Annotated in this window: 17 protein-coding genes; 5 read left to right on the top strand and 12 right to left on the bottom strand. The window is 52.7% G+C overall.

Annotated features, from left to right (window positions below):
* Positions 1-97 precede the first annotated feature (97 nt).
* The 5 genes from CR46_RS0116400 to CR46_RS0116380 are packed head-to-tail and all read left to right on the top strand — an operon-like array spanning position 98 to position 4,487.
* Positions 98-661, top strand: a complete 564-nt coding sequence (locus CR46_RS0116400) for a carboxymuconolactone decarboxylase family protein (protein WP_030074478.1) — start codon at positions 98-100, stop codon at positions 659-661.
* Positions 651-1,724, top strand: coding sequence for an acyl-CoA dehydrogenase family protein (locus tag CR46_RS0116395; protein ID WP_030074477.1), 1,074 nt, complete (start codon positions 651-653; stop codon positions 1,722-1,724). Before CR46_RS0116400 ends, CR46_RS0116395 begins: the two co-directional genes overlap by 11 nt.
* Complete coding sequence (locus CR46_RS0116390) at positions 1,721-2,530, top strand: ABC transporter ATP-binding protein (protein ID WP_051690200.1); 810 nt, start codon at positions 1,721-1,723, stop codon at positions 2,528-2,530. Before CR46_RS0116395 ends, CR46_RS0116390 begins: the two co-directional genes overlap by 4 nt.
* On the top strand, positions 2,521-3,723 hold the full coding sequence (locus CR46_RS0116385; protein WP_030074474.1) for an ABC transporter substrate-binding protein: 1,203 nt from the start codon (positions 2,521-2,523) through the stop codon (positions 3,721-3,723). The genes CR46_RS0116390 and CR46_RS0116385 overlap by 10 nt, the downstream gene beginning before the upstream one ends.
* A complete protein-coding gene (locus CR46_RS0116380) occupies positions 3,720-4,487 on the top strand; it encodes an ABC transporter permease (RefSeq protein ID WP_198023740.1) in 768 nt (255 codons plus the stop codon). Before CR46_RS0116385 ends, CR46_RS0116380 begins: the two co-directional genes overlap by 4 nt.
* A 10-nt stretch (positions 4,488-4,497) precedes the next feature.
* Here CR46_RS0116380 and CR46_RS0116375 read toward each other — a convergent pair whose 3' ends face one another.
* The 12 genes from CR46_RS0116375 to cysW form a co-directional block, all read right to left on the bottom strand.
* Positions 4,498-5,295: a MetQ/NlpA family ABC transporter substrate-binding protein gene (locus tag CR46_RS0116375; protein ID WP_030074472.1), complete on the bottom strand. Its 798-nt coding sequence runs from the start codon at positions 5,293-5,295 to the stop codon at positions 4,498-4,500.
* Positions 5,292-6,686, bottom strand: a complete 1,395-nt coding sequence (locus tag CR46_RS0116370; RefSeq protein ID WP_030074470.1) for an LLM class flavin-dependent oxidoreductase — start codon at positions 6,684-6,686, stop codon at positions 5,292-5,294. The genes CR46_RS0116375 and CR46_RS0116370 overlap by 4 nt, the downstream gene beginning before the upstream one ends.
* Positions 6,687-6,689: 3 nt before the next feature.
* Positions 6,690-7,904 (bottom strand): SfnB family sulfur acquisition oxidoreductase, encoded by a 1,215-nt coding sequence (locus CR46_RS0116365; RefSeq protein WP_030074469.1) that lies wholly within the window; start codon positions 7,902-7,904, stop codon positions 6,690-6,692.
* A gap of 10 nt (positions 7,905-7,914) precedes the next feature.
* Complete coding sequence (locus CR46_RS0116360) at positions 7,915-9,171, bottom strand: SfnB family sulfur acquisition oxidoreductase (RefSeq protein WP_084180523.1); 1,257 nt, start codon at positions 9,169-9,171, stop codon at positions 7,915-7,917.
* A gap of 6 nt (positions 9,172-9,177) precedes the next feature.
* Positions 9,178-9,984 (bottom strand): MetQ/NlpA family ABC transporter substrate-binding protein, encoded by an 807-nt coding sequence (locus tag CR46_RS0116355; protein ID WP_030074467.1) that lies wholly within the window; start codon positions 9,982-9,984, stop codon positions 9,178-9,180.
* 236 nt (positions 9,985-10,220) lie between these two features.
* On the bottom strand, positions 10,221-10,805 hold the full coding sequence (locus CR46_RS0116350; protein WP_084180521.1) for an RBBP9/YdeN family alpha/beta hydrolase: 585 nt from the start codon (positions 10,803-10,805) through the stop codon (positions 10,221-10,223).
* A gap of 178 nt (positions 10,806-10,983) precedes the next feature.
* Positions 10,984-12,162: an FMNH2-dependent alkanesulfonate monooxygenase gene (gene ssuD / locus CR46_RS0116340; protein ID WP_051690199.1), complete on the bottom strand. Its 1,179-nt coding sequence runs from the start codon at positions 12,160-12,162 to the stop codon at positions 10,984-10,986.
* A 1-nt stretch (position 12,163) separates the two neighbouring features.
* Positions 12,164-13,138, bottom strand: coding sequence for an aliphatic sulfonate ABC transporter substrate-binding protein (locus CR46_RS0116335; protein WP_030074463.1), 975 nt, complete (start codon positions 13,136-13,138; stop codon positions 12,164-12,166).
* Positions 13,139-13,214: 76 nt separating this feature from the next.
* On the bottom strand, positions 13,215-14,012 hold the full coding sequence (locus tag CR46_RS0116330; RefSeq protein WP_084180519.1) for an ATP-binding cassette domain-containing protein: 798 nt from the start codon (positions 14,010-14,012) through the stop codon (positions 13,215-13,217).
* Between the two features lie 2 nt (positions 14,013-14,014).
* Positions 14,015-14,812 (bottom strand): aliphatic sulfonate ABC transporter permease SsuC, encoded by a 798-nt coding sequence (ssuC, locus tag CR46_RS0116325; RefSeq protein ID WP_030074461.1) that lies wholly within the window; start codon positions 14,810-14,812, stop codon positions 14,015-14,017.
* Between the two features lie 509 nt (positions 14,813-15,321).
* Positions 15,322-16,401 (bottom strand): sulfate/molybdate ABC transporter ATP-binding protein, encoded by a 1,080-nt coding sequence (locus CR46_RS0116315; RefSeq protein ID WP_030074460.1) that lies wholly within the window; start codon positions 16,399-16,401, stop codon positions 15,322-15,324.
* A 34-nt stretch (positions 16,402-16,435) separates the two neighbouring features.
* Positions 16,436-17,326 carry a sulfate ABC transporter permease subunit CysW gene (gene cysW / locus CR46_RS0116310; protein WP_030074458.1) on the bottom strand — a complete coding sequence of 297 codons (891 nt, stop codon included), beginning with the start codon at positions 17,324-17,326 and terminating at the stop codon, positions 16,436-16,438.
* Positions 17,327-17,329 lie beyond the last annotated feature (3 nt).

Below are 17,329 nucleotides of genomic sequence, written 5' to 3'. Positions count from 1 at the left end.
GGAAACACTCTAGAGCAAGTTTCGACGACTCCATAGTATTCAGCGCTATGCCTCTGACTACTAAGATTTCGTTACTTACTTATCAGGAGGTCTGGAAATGTCTTTGGTTACCTTAAGAACACTTGAAGATGCACCCGCTGATGCGCTGCCGTGGTTACAGAAAGCTCAAGAGCAATCCGGCTATCTGCCCAATCTTTTAAAAGTATTAGCCAATGCGCCGGTGGCGTTGGAAACCTATTTAACTGTCTCGGCGATCAATGCGCGTGCTAGTTTAAGCTTGGCTGAGCGGGAGGTTGTCCAGTTAACGGCCGCCACGACCCATGGCTGCAGCTTTTGTGTCGCAGGCCATACTGCCATCGCCAAAAACAAGGCGAAATTATCGGAGGAGGTCATTGAGGCCTTACGTGCAAAGGGAGAGTTGCCGGATAAGCGCTATGAGGCACTCGCTGCCTTCACGCGAGAGGTGATTGCTAACCGTGGTGCCGTTAGTGAAGACTCACTCAACTCTTTCCTAGAGGCAGGGTTCGATCAACAGCAGGCGCTGGAGGTCATTCTTGGCGTTAGCTTGGCGACACTGTGCAACTTTGCCAATAGCTTTGCGCGAACGCCGCTCAACTCCGAGTTGGCAGCGTACCGCTGGGGAGGGGGCAATGATCAGTGATCATCTTAACCAATGGTTAATTGAGCATGCCGACTTACTGGATTCGGGACATATTAACGAAGCCGAGCTCTTACCCAAGCTGGCCGCTGCGGAGGTGTTTAAAATAGGTGTACCCACCTCACTTGGAGGCGTAGGTGGAGAGGTGGCTGACAGTGTGGAGGCCATCGCTCAGGTGGCCTCCCAGTCGTTAACGGCTGCCTTTGTTTTTTGGGGGCACCGCGCGTTTATTGAGTATTTGCTGCAAGGCGACAATCCGGAGTTAAGAGAACGGTTGTTGCCTTCTTTGCTAAGCGGTGAGGTGGCCGGTGCGACAGGGTTATCCAATGCCATGAAATACTTGGCCGGTATTGAGTCGTTGGGCATCGTCGTTCGAAGGCCTATTGATGATAGTAAGCGCTTACTAGATGGCGTGTTGCCTTGGGCCACTAACTTGCGAAAAGAAGGCTTTGTGGTGGCAGCCGCAGTAGAGGTCGAAAATGAACAGCCGCTGATTGCGGCGCTGCCCAGTCATCTTGCGGGGATTAATCGCAGCGACGATCTGGATCTAATCGCACTAAGGGCCAGTAATACGGCCTCCATCAAGGTTGAGAATGCCTCACTAACAGATGAGTGGGTCATTTCCCATTCAGCCAACACCTTTTTACCGCGCGTTCGGCCAGCGTTCTTGGCCATGCAATGTGGCATGTCAATTGGGTTGGCTCGCCGCTGTTTAGTAGCAGCCAAACAGCAACTTGGACCCACACGTTCAGCGCTGCGCGATGACTACGAAGGGGTGGATCGGCACTTAAGCCATGCAGGCAAGCAGTTGCAGAAGGGGCTAAGCAAGCAGCGCTTTATCAAGCACCCTGCTGAACTCTTTGCGATACGTTTGACGCTGGCTGAAGTCGTGGCAAATGCCTCCCAGCTAGAGTTGCAAGCCTCAGGTGGTAAGGCGTATGTGCATAACGCAGCCAATGGCTTCGCTCGTCGATGGAGGGAGGCCGCGTTTATTCCCATCATCACGCCCAGCGTGGTGCAGCTGAAAGCTGAGCTGCTGCGTCATCAAGAGGTGCTCTTTATATGACCTCGCCGGTACTTGAGGCTAATAACCTAATGCTGGGATATGCCGATGGGGCAGGCTGGAACCCTGTGCTTGAAGATTTTTCAACGTCTCTCCAGGCTGGCGAAATTGTCACCGTGTTGGGCCCCAGCGGGGTCGGTAAATCGAGTTTGCTACGTGTGCTGGGTGGTTTGCAGTCACCCCAGCGAGGTGACGTCACGCTATTTAACCAGCCACATAAAAAACCGCACCCCCGTGTTGCGGTAGCCTTTCAGGATCCCTGCCTGCTGCCGTGGTTGAACCTCGAGCAGAATGTAGGGTTTGGGCTCAACTTTGCCAGTCAGCCGGTACAGAGTACCGCCCAACGTAAAGAAAAAGTGGCGCGCGCAATGGAGGCTGTGGGGCTCACTCATGCCCGGCGACGCTATCCCAAAGAGTTGTCAGGCGGTATGGCACAACGTACCGCGCTGGCGCGCTGCTTGGCCAGAGAGCCAAGCGTGCTGCTGTTGGACGAGCCTTTCGGGGCGCTTGATGAAGTCACACGAGGTGAGATGCAGGCGCTATTGATCGACATCGTCAAGGCTCGCCACACCGCGGTACTGCTCATTACCCACGATATTGATGAGGCACTCCAGCTGTCTCAGCGGGTGCTGCTGCTGGGTGGTGCACCCGCTACCACGCTCAACGAGTGGTCAATTGATCTGCCTTACCCGCGAGATGATCACATTGAAGCCTTAGGCCTGCTGCGCATCGATATTCTCAAAACGCTCCAACACTCTAGCCGTAAGGTAACGAACGACCTCATTAAGGGAGACCTGGCATGTGCTTAAATGATCCTACCCCTACTCGGCGTGACATTTTAAAACTCGCTGCTTTATTTACCGCCGCAGGTGCTGCGCCGTTACTTTCTGCATTAAGTAGCCGCGCAGCTGCGCAAGAACCAGACGCCCCCGTGCGCATTGGTTACTTGCCCATTACTGATGCGGCGCCGCTTTTGGTCGCCCATCACCATGGCCTGTTTGAAGAAGCGGGCGTACAAGCAGACGCACCCGTGATGTTAAGAAGCTGGGCACAGGTAATTGAAGCGTTTCTTTCAGGGCAAGTTAACGTAATACACCTGCTTTCACCCATGACGATTTGGGCGCGCTACGGAAGCCAAGTGCCCGCCAAAGTAGTCGCGTGGAATCACGTGGATGGTTCTGGCCTGACCGTTGCCCCCGATATTGAAGATGTCAGCCAACTGGGCGGTAAGCACGTCGCAGTTCCTTTCTGGTATTCCATCCATAACGTCGTGGTGCAACGCTTGCTTCGGGAAGAGGGATTAACCCCTGTCAGCGCCGGGCCGGATACCGCTGTCGCTGACAATGAAGTCGGCCTTGTAGTCATGCCTCCTTCCGATATGCCCCCGGCGTTAGCCAGTGGTCGAATAGCCGGCTACATTGTTGCCGAACCGTTCAATGCACTGGCAGAGCATATGAACGTTGGCCGGGTGGCGCGCTTTACAGGCGATATCTGGAAACAGCACGCCTGCTGTGTGGTGTTTATGCACGAGCATGACCTTAAAGAGCGCCCCGAGTGGTCACAGAAAGTCGTCGATGCGATTGTTAAAGCGCAATTATGGACACGCGATCATCGCAAAGAAGCTGCCGAGCTACTCTCCCGGGCGGGAACCCATCGTTATACTCCGCATGAACCTGAGGTGCTCAAGCAAGTACTCGCCCCACCCGCGAGTGCTCGAGAAGGCTACTTATCGTCAGGCGCGATTCAGCACCCCGAGTGGAATTCCCAGCGGATCGACTTTCAGCCTTACCCTTTCCCGAGCTACACCGAAGAGCTGGTACGCCAACTGAAAAACACCGTTGTTGAAGGCAATGCTGGTTTTCTGGATACCTTGGATCCTGCAGAAGTGGCAAGAGATCTTGTCGATGATCGTTTTGTTCGCCGCAGTATTGAAGCCGTGGGCGGTCTTTCAGCGTTTGGTTTTCCAGAGCGCTTTGAACGAGATGAGGAGATCGAGGTTTGACGCGGATCATTCGACAAGCGGCGCTCCCCTGGCTATTGGGGGGCGTCGGTATTTTAACCTTACTGTTGCTCTGGTGGGCCTGGCTTGGGCCGCTTGATGGGTTGGGTAGGCTAGGTAACCTGTTTACCCCGCAGGCAACCCTCGCCAGTTTGACGGAGCTACTGGGGCGGGCTGAGTTGTATGAGCACATTGCTGCTAGCCTGCAGCGCGTGTTGGTAGGTCTCGGGCTTGCTTTGTTGTTGGGTATTCCGCTGGGGCTTTTGGTCGGAGCATCGCACTACGTGGAGTGGGCAACCACGCCAGTGTTCCAGTTTCTACGCATGATATCGCCTCTCTCCTGGATGCCCATCGCGGTTATGGTGCTAGGCGTAGGTAACAAGCCGATCTACTTTCTGCTTGCCTTTGCTGCCGTATGGCCAATTTTGTTGAACACCGCCTCTGGGGTGAAGCAGTTAGATCCCCGCTGGTTGCAGCTAACTCGCAGCTTGAGTGCCACTCGGCGCGAACTGCTTTTTCATGTGATTCTGCCGGGCGTCTTCGGAAATATCCTGACAGGGGTGCGGCTGGCCATTGGTATTTTGTGGATCATTCTAGTGCCCTGCGAGATGTTGGGCGTTAGCTCTGGGTTGGGTTACTACATACTCGACACCCGAGATCGATTAGCCTATTCGGAACTTATGGCCATGGTAGTGCTGATAGGGTTTCTGGGATTTTTCCTGGATGCCTTGGCCCGTATTGCCTATCGGCGTTGGGCCAAGGGGTAGGGGGGTAAGATTAGTGATTCAGCCAGGGAAGGCTGTAGAGGCGATCATCATTGGCGTTGGAACGATGAATCTGTTCTCTAACGGCAGGTGAATGTTGATATAAGTCAATAAATTCAAGTAGTTTTTCATTGCCAGTGTTGTCATGATGGGCAACAAAACGAATTGCATAATATTCGTCTTCAAGGCCTGAAAAAAGCAGTGCACTGCCAGGGTCAAAGGCTTCAGCTGCGACGATATGAGATGGATAGCCTTGGGCTAAGTCCACATCATTAATTGCTCGAACAAGCTGTGGCCCCTCGATTTCGATTAAACGCAACGCTTTCGGGTTAGCGATAACGCTATCTAGAGTGGGTTTTGCGCCTGCATTTGGGTCAAGCTCTATCAACCCTGCTGATTGCAGCAGCTGTAGGCCACGTCCTTGATTGACTGGATCGCTGGCTACCGCTACACGTGCCCCATCCTGTAAATCATCCAGCGACTCAATACGTTGCGAGTAAAGGCCTACATTCGGCAATATGCCGAAAGCAATGGACTCGATTGGGTACCCTCTTTCCTCAACAGCATTGTCAAGAAATGCTTGATGCTGGAAATAGTTAGCGTCTAGATCTCCATTCGCCAATGCTAGATTAGGTGTTGTCCAATCACTAAACTCCACCACCTCAACATCAATTCCTAACTGCTGGGCTTCTTCTGCTGCAACGATGACCGAGTCTGCCAATGCACCTGGTGTTACACCAATGCGTAAAGCGTCCGCATATGCTGTTGCCGCTGTTAACGTGAGTACTCCAGCCATGGCTAGTGCTTTCATACGGTGGCCTCCTCATTGGCATGTGCCTCTTTTACTCTCCGATACTGCGCCCCGGCGTGATAGCTCGGAAGCTTGTCCCCGGCACTAAAGAGTTTGTGGCGTAGGCTGCCTTCCTGGTAGCTGGTTTTGTAGACGCCGCGATTTTGCAGCTCGGGCACGATGAGGTCGGCAATATCTTCAAAGCTTTCCGGTGTGACCGTGCGTGATACGTTGAAACCGTCGATTCCTACGTCAGTGATCCATGACTCAAGTTCATCGGCGATATAGGAAGGGTTGCCTACCAAGGTGGGGTAGCGGCTGCCTAGTTTGAAGCGTTCCAGTAACTTACGCTTGGTCATGGCGTTGGCTTGGGCACTGCTCGCCGCTGACTGTATGGCATTGCTGTTGCCGTAGTGAATCGGCTCATCCAGCTCAAAGCGATCAAAATCGATGCCGACGCTGCTAGAGAAGTGGGCAAGCCCTGCTTCGGGGCTGGCATAGCGGCGGTAATCATCGTACTTATCCTGCGCCTCCTGTTGGTGGGTGCCGGTAATCATCGCAATGCCTGCGAAGATTTTGATATCGTCTGCTTTGCGACCCGCTTCAACGGCTTGACGGCGTAGGCTATCCACTGCTCGTTTTGCCTCGCCCTTATCCTGGGCACTGATAAATACCGCTTCTGCGTGACGAGCGGCAAATTGCTGGCCACGGGGTGAAGAACCTGCTTGATACAGCACGGGCGTGCGCTGTAACGAGGGTTCACTCAGGTGATAGCCCTCCATCTGGTAGTAAGGGCCTTGATGAATGATTTTGTGCACTTTGGCGGGGTCGCTAAACACGCGAGCCTGGCGGTCGCGCAATACGGCATCATCTTCCCAGCTGCCTTCCCATAGTTTGTAGAGTAGTTCTAGGTAATCGTCCGCGCGGTCATAGCGCTCATCATGCGGGGCAAGGCCATGGAGACCGGCGGCTTTCGAACCGCTATCGAGATACCCCGTGACGATATTCCAACCGACGCGGCCACGGGTGAGATGATCGAGTGTCGACATGCGGCGAGCAAAGAGATAGGGCGGCTCAAAACTTAAGTTGGCGGTAATACCAAAGCCTAAATGCTGAGTCACTGCGGCCATCGCTGAGACAAGTACGGCAGGGTCATTGAGCGGCAACTGCACGGACTCCCGCAACGTCGTCTCAACACTATTTTGATAAACGTCATACACCCCGATGATATCGGCAATAAACAGGCCGTCAAAAAGACCACGCTCCAGCGTTTTAGCCAACTCCGTCCAGTATTCCAGCGTGTTGTAGTCTGATGAGTTATCCCTTGGGTGTGTCCATAACCCATGATTGATATGGCCGACACTGTTCATATTGAACGCATTGAGCAGGATATGTTTTTTGGGCGCTGGCATCGTTTAGATCGCTCCGTGACGGGGTGGGCGTTGCCCATTGAGGTAGAAATTGCCTATTGCGTGCAGCTTCCAGCGGGCAGGGTCATGTAAGGTATGTGTGCGGGCATTGCGCCAGAACCGGTCTAACTGCCGGTTATCCAACGTTGCCCCCGTGCCGGATAGCTCGAATAACTGAGAACCTGCCAACAATGAAACCTCGGTGGTGAGTACTTTCGCTTCGGCGACATCGATGGAGGCTTGCGCCACGCTGTCGTCATCGGGTGTTTGCTGGGCAATGGCAACGCTGCCAGCCGCTCGTTTAAGCAGGCTCTTTGCCGCTTTTAGGCGCACGGAGAGATTTCCTACTCGCTCAATTAACAGCGGGTCTTCGTTTGCCTGCTCCACGCCGGCATCAATCCAGGGCCTGGCATGTTGTTTGACGAACGCCAGTGTGGTGGCGAAAGCGCCTTGTGCAATGCCCAAATCAATCGCGGCGTGCATCAACTGCGCAAAGGGGCCGATAGCAGTGGGACGTTCAAAGGAGTCGGTAAACGGCACTACCCATAAGGGGTCTACCAATACGTTGTCCAACTGAACTGAGCCACTTCCCGTAAGGCGTTGGCCAAAGCCGTCCCAGTCGTCGGTAATGGTGACCCCATGTGCTGATTTGGGGATGAATACCAGCTGTTGGCGCTCTGCTTCATCCACCACCAATGTTGGTATCCAGTGGGCGTAAAGCGCGCCGGTGCAGTAAAATTTTTGCCCGTTGACGCGCCACTTTTGACTAGCGTCTCTGTACAGTCTGGTGCGGCGTTTGTAATCCTTATGGCCTATTTCCGCGAGTGCATTACCCAACCGCTTACCGCTAATGACCTCTGAATAGAAGAAGCGCTTCTGCGATTCACTGCCGCCTACGCGCAACACCTCAAGGGCATAAAAGTGGTTTTGGGGAATTTGGGCTATAGAGCCATCGGCTGCGGCAATGATGGCAATCACTTGGGCAAGTGCATCACTACTTAGCTCTGGTCCGCCATAGTCAGCGGGTACGGTGATCGCCCATAAGCCGCTTTTTGTAAAGTCATCAAGCTCTTGCCACGGCAGCAGGCGCTCTTTATCACGCTGGGCTGCTTGCTGTTCAAAATGGCTCGCCAGGGTGTGTGCAGTCGCAATTGCTTGCTGATCACTAGTGATCAATCCCACGCGACTTACGTGAGGGGAAATGAGGGTCGCTTCAGTCATGGTTGCTCACTTAATTCCATTGATGTCGTGCGGGTAGCACGTCATTGAGGTAGTAGTTGCCGAGTAAGTGATATTTCCAGCGAACCGGGTCGTGCAGAGTGTGGGTACGCGCGTTACGCCAATGGCGATCCAAGTTGTGCTTGGCGCGAGTGGCAGATGCCCCGGAAAGCTCAAAGAGTCGCTCACTGGCTTCAAGTGCTATTTCCGTAGTGAGAATTTTCGCTTCTGCCACCGCAACGGACGCTCTTGCACTGCCTTTATCGTCAATCGGCTGGCGGGCGATCTCATCAAGCGTCGTGGCAGCTTCCTGAAGCACCGCGTTGGCGGCATGGAGGTCGATTTTCAGGCGACCAAATGCATGGATGGTGTAAGGGTCATCGCTGGCGCGAGCAACGCCGGAATCTGTCCAGGGGCGGGCGTGTTCGCGCACAAACTGAAGAGCATCGTCGATAGCGTTACTGGCAATGCCTGCATCAATAGCGGCCTGAATGAGCTGTGAAGAGGGGCCGCTCAGCCCAGGCTTATTGGCGATTTGCCACACCGGCAGGGTATGTTCCAAGGGAACCTGAACATCGTTAAACGTGACGGTGCCACTGGCCGTGATACGTTGACCAAAGGCCGACCAGTCGTCGATAACGTTTACGCCTGGTGCTGTACGTGGCACAAAAGCCAGCACAGCACGGCCCTGTTCATCCAGAGCGCGGGTAGGGATCCAATGGGCATAGAGTGCGCCGGTGGAGTAGAAGCGGGTGCCATTAAGGCTGAGTTTATCTTGGCCTTGCTGTTCAGCAAGGCGGGTGCGCTGATGCAGAATGGTTTTGGTTCCCCGCTCGGGCCCTGCGTTGCCAAATCGTTGACCTTTCAAGACAAGGCCAAACCAGTGCGCTTTCTGCGCTTCGCTAGCCAGCTCTTTCACTACGCCCAGTACGCCAAACTGGTTTTGAGGAATTTGACCCAAAGCGGGGTCTGCAGCACTTAAAAGGCGAAAAACCTCCGCAACGGTTTGATAAGAGACATCCGCCCCGCCGTATTCGCGTGGCACGGTTATTCCGCCTAAGCCGCTGTAAGAAAATTCATTAAGTTCCTTCCAGGGAAGCCGCCGTTCAGCATCGCGAGTGGCAGCTTCTTGGGCGAAGCGCTTGGCAAGTGCATGTGCCGTGGAGATTGCCTCTTCATCATTACGGATAATACGAACACGGTCAGCAACAATGGGGAGAGGCTCCATTAAGGAGCCTTCTGCAGAAGCAGTAGTGGGTGATAAGGTCATAAGTAACTACTCTACCCAGGGGAGCGTATAGAGATCAGGATTGCCGCCATAGCTGGCATCAATGGTTTCCCTTACGGCAGGAGACGTTTGGAATTGATTGATGACATCCAGAAGAAGAGCGTCATCCTTGCGACTTTCCTGGGCCACAAAGCCCATGGCGTAGAAAGTGTCATCAATGCCTGAATAAATCAGCGCTTCGCCAGCTTGCTCCGGGCGGCCTGCATTAACGAAATGGCTGGGCCAAGAGACTGCTAAATCTACATCATTCAAACTGCGAACAATTTGCGGGCCATCAATTTCATGGAAGTGGAGGTTATTCGGGTTAGAAGTAATATCGTGCACGGTTGCGCCAATGGCATCGCCGTCACTTAATTCGATTAATCCTGCACGTTGAAGCAGCAATAACCCGCGCCCTTGATTGACAGGGTCACTTGCAACGGCCACCCGAGCACCTTCGGGAATATCCTCTAACGTGGTGAGGGTATTGGAGTAGATGCCAATATTTTGCAATAACCCCAATCCCAGCATGCTGAGCTCATAGCCACGCTGGTCGATCGCGTTATCTAAAAAGGCTTGGTGCTGGAAAAAGTTAAGATCAATATCGCCGTTGTTAAGCGCTTCATTGGGGAGCGTCCAGTCGCTAAACTCAGTGACCTGAAGATCAATACCACGTTCACTAATTTCATCACTGAGCGCTAGCAGTGAATCTGACGTAACCCCAGACGTTGTGCCAATGCGTACCACATTATCGGCATAGGAGGCCGTTGCAACCGCTATGAGTGCTGAAGAAAGTAATAATGAGCGAAGTTTCATCGTAAGTCCTTATCCTGAATAGGTGTTTATAAATCAATGCAGAGCGGTTAGAGCTTGCGCATCGGCAGTGCTTCTGTAAATAATCATCTATTTAGAAATAAAAGCTTAGGAAGTATTTTAGATGTTGATATTCATAAGTAAGGGATAAATAAGGTGATAAAAAAACCCCTCTTAACGAGGGATGAAAGATGACGCTGGAGGAGAAGGAGAAGATTGTGATTTTTTAGCTAAAGACATTAAGCACTGCATCGCTGATCACTATGTAGCTCGCGGTAATAATCAAAGCACTTGAGTAAGCGAAGACCGTCACTCCATTGCGTATGCCCCGATGCACTATTAATATGACCTGCATCGCGAATAATATGTAGAGCGCTGTGCCATTCATTAGCAAAATGCTGAATACGTTCAAGGCTGGCGGTGTGGTCATTGGTAGAACCCACTACCAAACTGGGAAAAGGCAATGGCGTTAAGGGGATCGGGCCAAACGCGGCTAAATTTGGATTTACGTTTAAACGCTCTACATCTGCAGGAGCGACGAGCAGTGCGCCCTGTATCTTGGCCCTTAAATTGGGTCGTGTGGCCGCCCAGTGAGCAACCGTAACGCATCCAAGGCTATGAGCAATCAGGACAATAGGCCCCTTGGCCTGAGCAATGGCGCGTTCCAATGAGGCAACCCAATCGCCCAGTTGAGGATGACTCCAGCTACTGACGAGTGTACGGGAACTATTAGGTAGTTGTGTCTGCCAATGGCTTTGCCAGTGATCCGGACCAGAGCCATTCCAACCGGGTACTATCAGATAGTGTTTGTTTAATGACGTCATCCTTAAATCTCCCAGATTGAAATTTCTGCAATTAAAAAGAGTATGTCGTACGGGGAGAAAATAACAATGGCTGGTAAATAAGGATAAATGAAAAGCTTATTAAGAAATAAAGGTAAACAAAAAATATGCCTCTTTGAACAAAGAGGCATATTGATTCCTTAATTAAAAAAGTGTTTGTTTAGCGAGGCTTGGCACTGTTAGCAACTATTTCGCCGCGCACCGCTGCACGAAGCGTGTCAATGGCGGGTGGCGGCTCGTGGTCTTTTGGCAGCAGTGGAAGTACCTTTTCACCAAAGTGGTAAGCCTCTTCCAGGTGTGGGTAACCTGAGAAAATAAAGGTATCGACGCCCACCGCCATATACTCTCGAATACGCTCGGCCACGGTTTCTGGGCTACCGACTAATGCGGTGCCTGCGCCGCCGCGCACCAAGCCCACCCCTGCCCATAGGTTGGGACTGACCTCAAGTTTATCCCGCCGCCCACCGTGCAGGGCAGCCATCCGGCGCTGGCCTTCGGAATCCATACGTGAAAACGTCTTCTGTGCAGCGGCAATGGTCTCATCATCTACATGCTCAATAAGTTTATCTGCCGCTGCCCATGCCTCTTCATCCGTGTCGCGCACAATGACATGCAGCCGGATGCCAAACGTTAACTCACGGCCCGCCTTGTTGGCTGCTTCACGCACGGTAGCAATTTTGTCGGCCACTTGTGCCGGTGGCTCACCCCAGGTGAGATATTTATCAACGATATCCGCCGCTACTTCGATGCCTGCTACCGATGAACCACCAAAATAAAGGGGGGGATGGGGCGTTTGAGCCGGTTCAAAAATCAGTTGACCCTCTTCAATATGGATATGCTTACCCTGGTAGGTAACATTTTCACCGGCAAGCAAACGACGGTAGACATCCAAGAACTCCCGGGTAACTTCATACCGTTGGTCGTGGGGCAGGAAGATGCCATCGCCCTTATTCTCAACGGGATCGCCCCCGGTCACTACATTGATCAGCAATCGACCATTGGAAATGCGGTCAAGGGTTGCGGTCATACGCGCTGCCACAGTGGGCGACTGCAACCCCGGGCGCACTGCAACGAGAAAGCGCAAGCGCTCAGTGGTAGGTACCAGAGCGGAGGCAATCACCCATGAGTCTTCGCAGCTTCGGCCAGTGGGAAGAAGAACCCCGTAAAAGCCGAGTTGGTCTGCCGCTTGGGCAATCTGCTTCAGGTAGCCAAGGCTGACCTCGCGGCCTCCTTTGGCCGTGCCTAAATAATGCCCATCTCCATGAGTGGGTAAAAACCATAGAAACTTCCCTTTGGTAACTCTAGGTATTGCTTGGGAAGTGTCATAAGACTCAGCCATGTTACTCTCCTGGTTGCCAAATCGGTGAATCTAGGGCATCGACGGCGTTAGGCAGAATATCCGCAGCCAGGAAGGCATCGGCAATTTTCTGCTGCTCGCTAAGACCCTCAAGCGTCACAGGCTGTACGTCATAGCTGCGGTTTTGCAGCGCATTTTGTAAAATCTCAGGGTCGAGGTCGCCCCATAATGGCGATAAAAGCTCGCTCGCTTCCTCTGGGTTGGCTTTGATCCATAGGCCCGCCTCATAGAGCGCGTCATAAACGGTAGCAATGACCTCTGGATTGGCTTCCGCATAGGGTGTTGTCGCTAGATAATAGCGCTTGTAACTCGCTAAACCGTCGCTACCGTCAGTAATGGTGCGTGTTTCCAAAGTTGCACGGGAAGTTGAGAGGAAGGGTTCCCAGGCAATCCATGCATCCACGCTGCCTTGCGAAAAAGCAGCACGCGCATCGGCGGGGGGGAGGTAGGAAACCTGGACATCGTCAAGGGTCAGGCCAACGCTTTCGAGTGCTGCAATCAGCAAGTAGTGGTTGCCTGCTCCACGGGTGACGGTAATGCGCTTACCCGCAAGATCTTCCAGCGTTTCAATATCACTGTCTTCCAGTACGATAAGCGCTTGTCCAGAGGGCGAGGCGGCTTCACTGGCATAGAAGGTTAGGTCTGCCCCCGCTGCCTGGGCAAAGATGGGGACGGTGTCCGCCACGTCAGCGCTAATGTCGATATTGCCAACATTCAGCGACTCAAGCATCGGTAAGCCACTGGTGAATTCATACCAGTCAATGGTAACGCCCTGTTCCGCCAGCTTTTCTTCCAGGGAATTATTGTCCCTTAACACACTCATTAAGGTAGACGAACGCTGATAACCGATGCGTAATTCTTCCGCTAGGCTAAATGGCGCCTGTAGCAGCGTAGCGGCCGCTACTGCGCCAACGATTATCGAACGGTTGAATGAAAGTGGTAGAGCAAAAGGTTTCATGGAGGTGTTCCTTAACGCGCACGTTCCGTGTGCTTTGGGGTTATGAGAAATGCCAAAGGGTAAGGTCAGATGTTTGTTATTGGCCTAATACGCGTTTCAACACTTTTCCTTCAATGGCCGAAACGGCGGCGCTCGCTTGCTCACGTGGCCGTGCAATCTCAACATTCATATCCATACCAATCTGGCCCTGTTCAAGCACAATGACGCGATCCGCCAGTTGAACAGCCTCTTGCACATCATGAGTCACCAGTAGCACGGTGAAGCCATTTTGTTGCCAGAGTCGCTCGATTAGGCGCTGCATTTCGATGCGTGTTAATGCATCCAGCGCCCCTAGCGGCTCATCCAGTAGCAGGAGCTGTGGCTGATGAATGAGGGCGCGCGCTAAGGCAACTCGCTGACGCTGGCCGCCCGACAGCTTGGCGGGCCATACATCGGCTTTGTCAGAGAGGCCGACTTCTTCTAAGACTCTTAACGCGCGAGGCCTCCAGTCACCTTTCAGGCCCAGCCCAATATTGTCGATCACAGATTTCCAGGGCAGCAGCCGGTCATCCTGAAACATCATACGAATATCGGTGGATACCAAGTCTGCATGGCCGTCGGCACTTAAGGTGCCTGTGTTGTGGCGATCCAACCCGGCAATAAGGCGTAGTAGCGTGCTTTTTCCGCAACCGCTACGACCCACGATAGCGATGAACTGGCCTTTCTCGATCTCCAGGTCGATGCCTTTGAGTACTTCCAGCTCGCCAAACTTTTTCACCACGCCTTTGAGGTGTAAATGCGTACCTCCTTTCGGTGAAGAGAGGGAGGTGCGAGCACTGCTGGCAGCGCTTTCTTTAACTGGTGTCGTTGTTTCTGAATAGGTAGAAAAACTCATGTTCAGTCTCCCTTCACATAGGCGGGGTGCCAGCGTAGCCAGCGCCGTTCAAGGACGCGGGCAGCTTCATCCGCTAGCTTGCCAAGTAGCGCATAGAGCACAATGGCGAGCACGACGACGTCGGTTTGCAAAAATTCACGCGCATTCATGGCCAGATAACCAATGCCTTCACTGGCTGAAATAGTTTCCGCCACGATCAACGTTAGCCACATCAAGCCGAGTGAATAACGCACCCCTACCAAAATTGAAGACATAGCACCGGGAAGGATAACGTTGGTGAAAAGTGGCCACCCTGAGAGCCCATAGCTTCGAGCCATTTCCATTAAGTTTGGGTCGATATTGCGAATGCCATGGAACGTATTGAGGTAAATAGGAAACGCTGTGCCAAGAACGACCAAGAAAACTTTAGCGGTCTCATCGATTCCAAACCAAAGGATGACCAAAGGAATGAGCGCCAAATGCGGTATGTTACGAATCATTTGCACGGTACTGTCTAGTAGCTTTTCTCCCCAGTGTGAGAGACCGCTAATCAGGCCTAGCCCAAGTCCTATCCCGCCACCAATCAGAAAACCCAACGCAGCACGCTGAAAGCTGATGCCTAGGTGATAGAAGATGTCACCTGACGCGGTTAACTTCCAGCCAGCCTCAAGCACCGCCAACGGCGCGGGCATGATGCGGCTTGAAATCCAACCGAACGTCACCGCCAACTGCCAAAGCAGTATTAATACAATGGGAACCGCCCATGGCAGCGCGCTGTCGGCCCACTTGTTAGACGCTAGCCTTTGTGATGCTATGGACATAGAAAATCCCTCCAAAAATGGAAAAAACCGTGAAATAAAGAATTAAGCTAGAAAGAGTGTTGATTTATGCTACCAACGTGATTCCTATTCGCTTAAATAGTTAAAAAAGAAAAGGTTATTCAAAAAAAGTAATAATTAAAAAGAATAGGGGGCTTTAACTGGGAAAGGTTCCTTTGGCTATATGAAAAGTTGAGATTTATATATCTAGAGTTAATCTAAGAAGTGGGTGTGGCGGAGTATGAAAAGATCAATACAGTTTTGGATTGGGAGTTTGGTTTAGTCGCGCAGTTGGAGAAAGATGGGACTCATGGATTCCAGGTTATATAACGCCAGAATTCCTGGGTAGATGTAAGCGGCAGTTGAATATTGCACTTGGGCCTTATGGCCCATCCACCCAGTCATTAATGTCTCGTGGTCCAAACCAGGGCACTGGCTGGGTGTTATCTGAGGCAGAGCGAGCTGACCGCTGGTGCTGCTTGCACCAGCGACGCCACTTCCTCATTAGGCCCTTAGCCGTTTGAAACACGTTCATCCGGCAAGAACACGCGGCTGTAAGTGGGGCGAATCCAGGCATCGCCACCCTGTGCTAAGCCTAATGCCCGGAAACGGTGCTTGGTAAGCTCTGCGTGAATGAGCTCCTCGCTGTTATCCGTACGCAACTCAAGCCGCACGGTAGGGCCTACTACCGATACCAGCTCTATTTTGGCGTGCAGCGCATCTGAGTGTTCGCGCCCGGCGAATACCTCAATTTCATGGGGTCTTACATACGCCTGGCCTTGCTCATTTTTGTACCCTTGAAATTCAGGCGCTGGCAGTTGTATATCGCCAATGCGGGCAATCCCATCATGAACCCTTGCATGAAATAGGTTCACATTACCGAGGAACTGGTACACGAATGGGTTGGCCGGGTGGTCATACACATCCTCTGGTGAACCATCCTGTTCTACGCGGCCTTTGTTCATCACCACCACCCGATCTGAGACTTCCAGCGCCTCTTCCTGGTCATGGGTAACGAACACGCTGGTCACGTGGATATCGTCGTGTAGTCGGCGTAGCCAGCGGCGCAGTTCGGCGCGCACTTTGGCATCCAGTGCGCCGAAAGGCTCATCAAGCAACAGTACTTTAGGCTCTACCGCCAGTGCGCGGGCCAGGGCAATCCGCTGGCGCTGGCCGCCGGAGAGCTGATGGGGGTAGCGGTGGGCGGTCCAGTCCAACTGCACGAGCTCCAGCAGTCGCATAACTTTCTGCTTAATCTGGTCTTTACTGGGACGGGTTTTGCGTGGCCGGACGGTTAACCCGTAAGCGACGTTCTGAAACACGGTCATATGCTTGAATAAGGCATAGTGCTGAAAGACAAAGCCAACACCGCGCTCGCTGACATGCAGGTCGGTAGTGTCTTCGCCGTGAAAGCGGATTCTCCCGGTATCTGGCTGTTCTAGTCCGGCTATGATGCGTAAAAGCGTTGTCTTGCCGGAACCAGAAGGGCCGAGCAGGGCAGTGAGCTCGCCATCACGGAACGTTAGGCTGACATTATCGACCGCGACAAAGTCGCGAAAATGTTTGTTAACGTGATCGATTTCAATACTCATAAATAGTCTCTTATCTCTGTAAAGCGCTAAGGGATCAGGCGGAGGCGATACGCTGGCGACGCTCGTCGTTCCACTCAACGGCGCTCTTAATCGCAATGGTGACTAGCGCAAGGCCTGTCAAAAGCGAAGAGACGGCAAAAGCGGCGGTAAACATGTATTCGTTGTAGAGCACTTCGATATGCAGCGGCATGGTGTTGGTTTCCCCGCGAATCCGGCCAGAAACAACCGCTACTGCACCAAACTCGCCCATTGCGCGGGCATTACACAAAATTACGCCGTATATAAGGCCCCATTTGATATTGGGAAGCGTGACGTACCAGAAGGTTTTCCAGCCGTTGGCGCCGAGTGTTAACGAAGCTTCTTCTTCCTCTTTACCCTGCTGCTGCATCAAAGGGATAAGCTCACGAGCAATAAACGGCAGTGTGCCAAATATGATGACAATCACGATGCCAGGAACCGCATAGAGAATTTTTAAGTCGTGCTCATACAGCCAGGGGCCAAGCCAGCCCTGGGAGCCAAACATGACGACGAAAATCAGGCCTACCACCACCGGTGAAATAGCGAAAGGCATATCGATCAGTGAGATTAATACGGACTTACCTCGGAACTCGAATTTAGCAACGGCCCAGGCGGTCGCTACGCCGAACACCATATTGGCGGGTACGACGATAATCACCACCAGCAATGTTAAACGGATAGCAGCCAAGGCGTCGGGCTCAGTGACGGCCGCTTGCCAGGCCGATAGTCCCTGGCTGAAGGCGCTGTAAAGTACCACGATCAGTGGAAGCACCAGGAAGAGCCCTAGAAAAGTAAGCGCGATAATAATTAGGCTGAGCCGTAGCCAAGCAGGCTCTTCAGTAGCGCGACGCCAGCGCTTTTCCAGTGACGAGTTGGATAATGAAGATGAAGTATTTGTTAATGACATGGA

It is taken from the genome of Vreelandella neptunia, assembly GCF_000712975.1.
GTDB lineage: Bacteria > Pseudomonadota > Gammaproteobacteria > Pseudomonadales > Halomonadaceae > Vreelandella > Vreelandella qaidamensis.
Note: the sequence above shows the minus strand (reverse complement) of the source record. Positions and strands in the feature narration are given on the sequence as shown.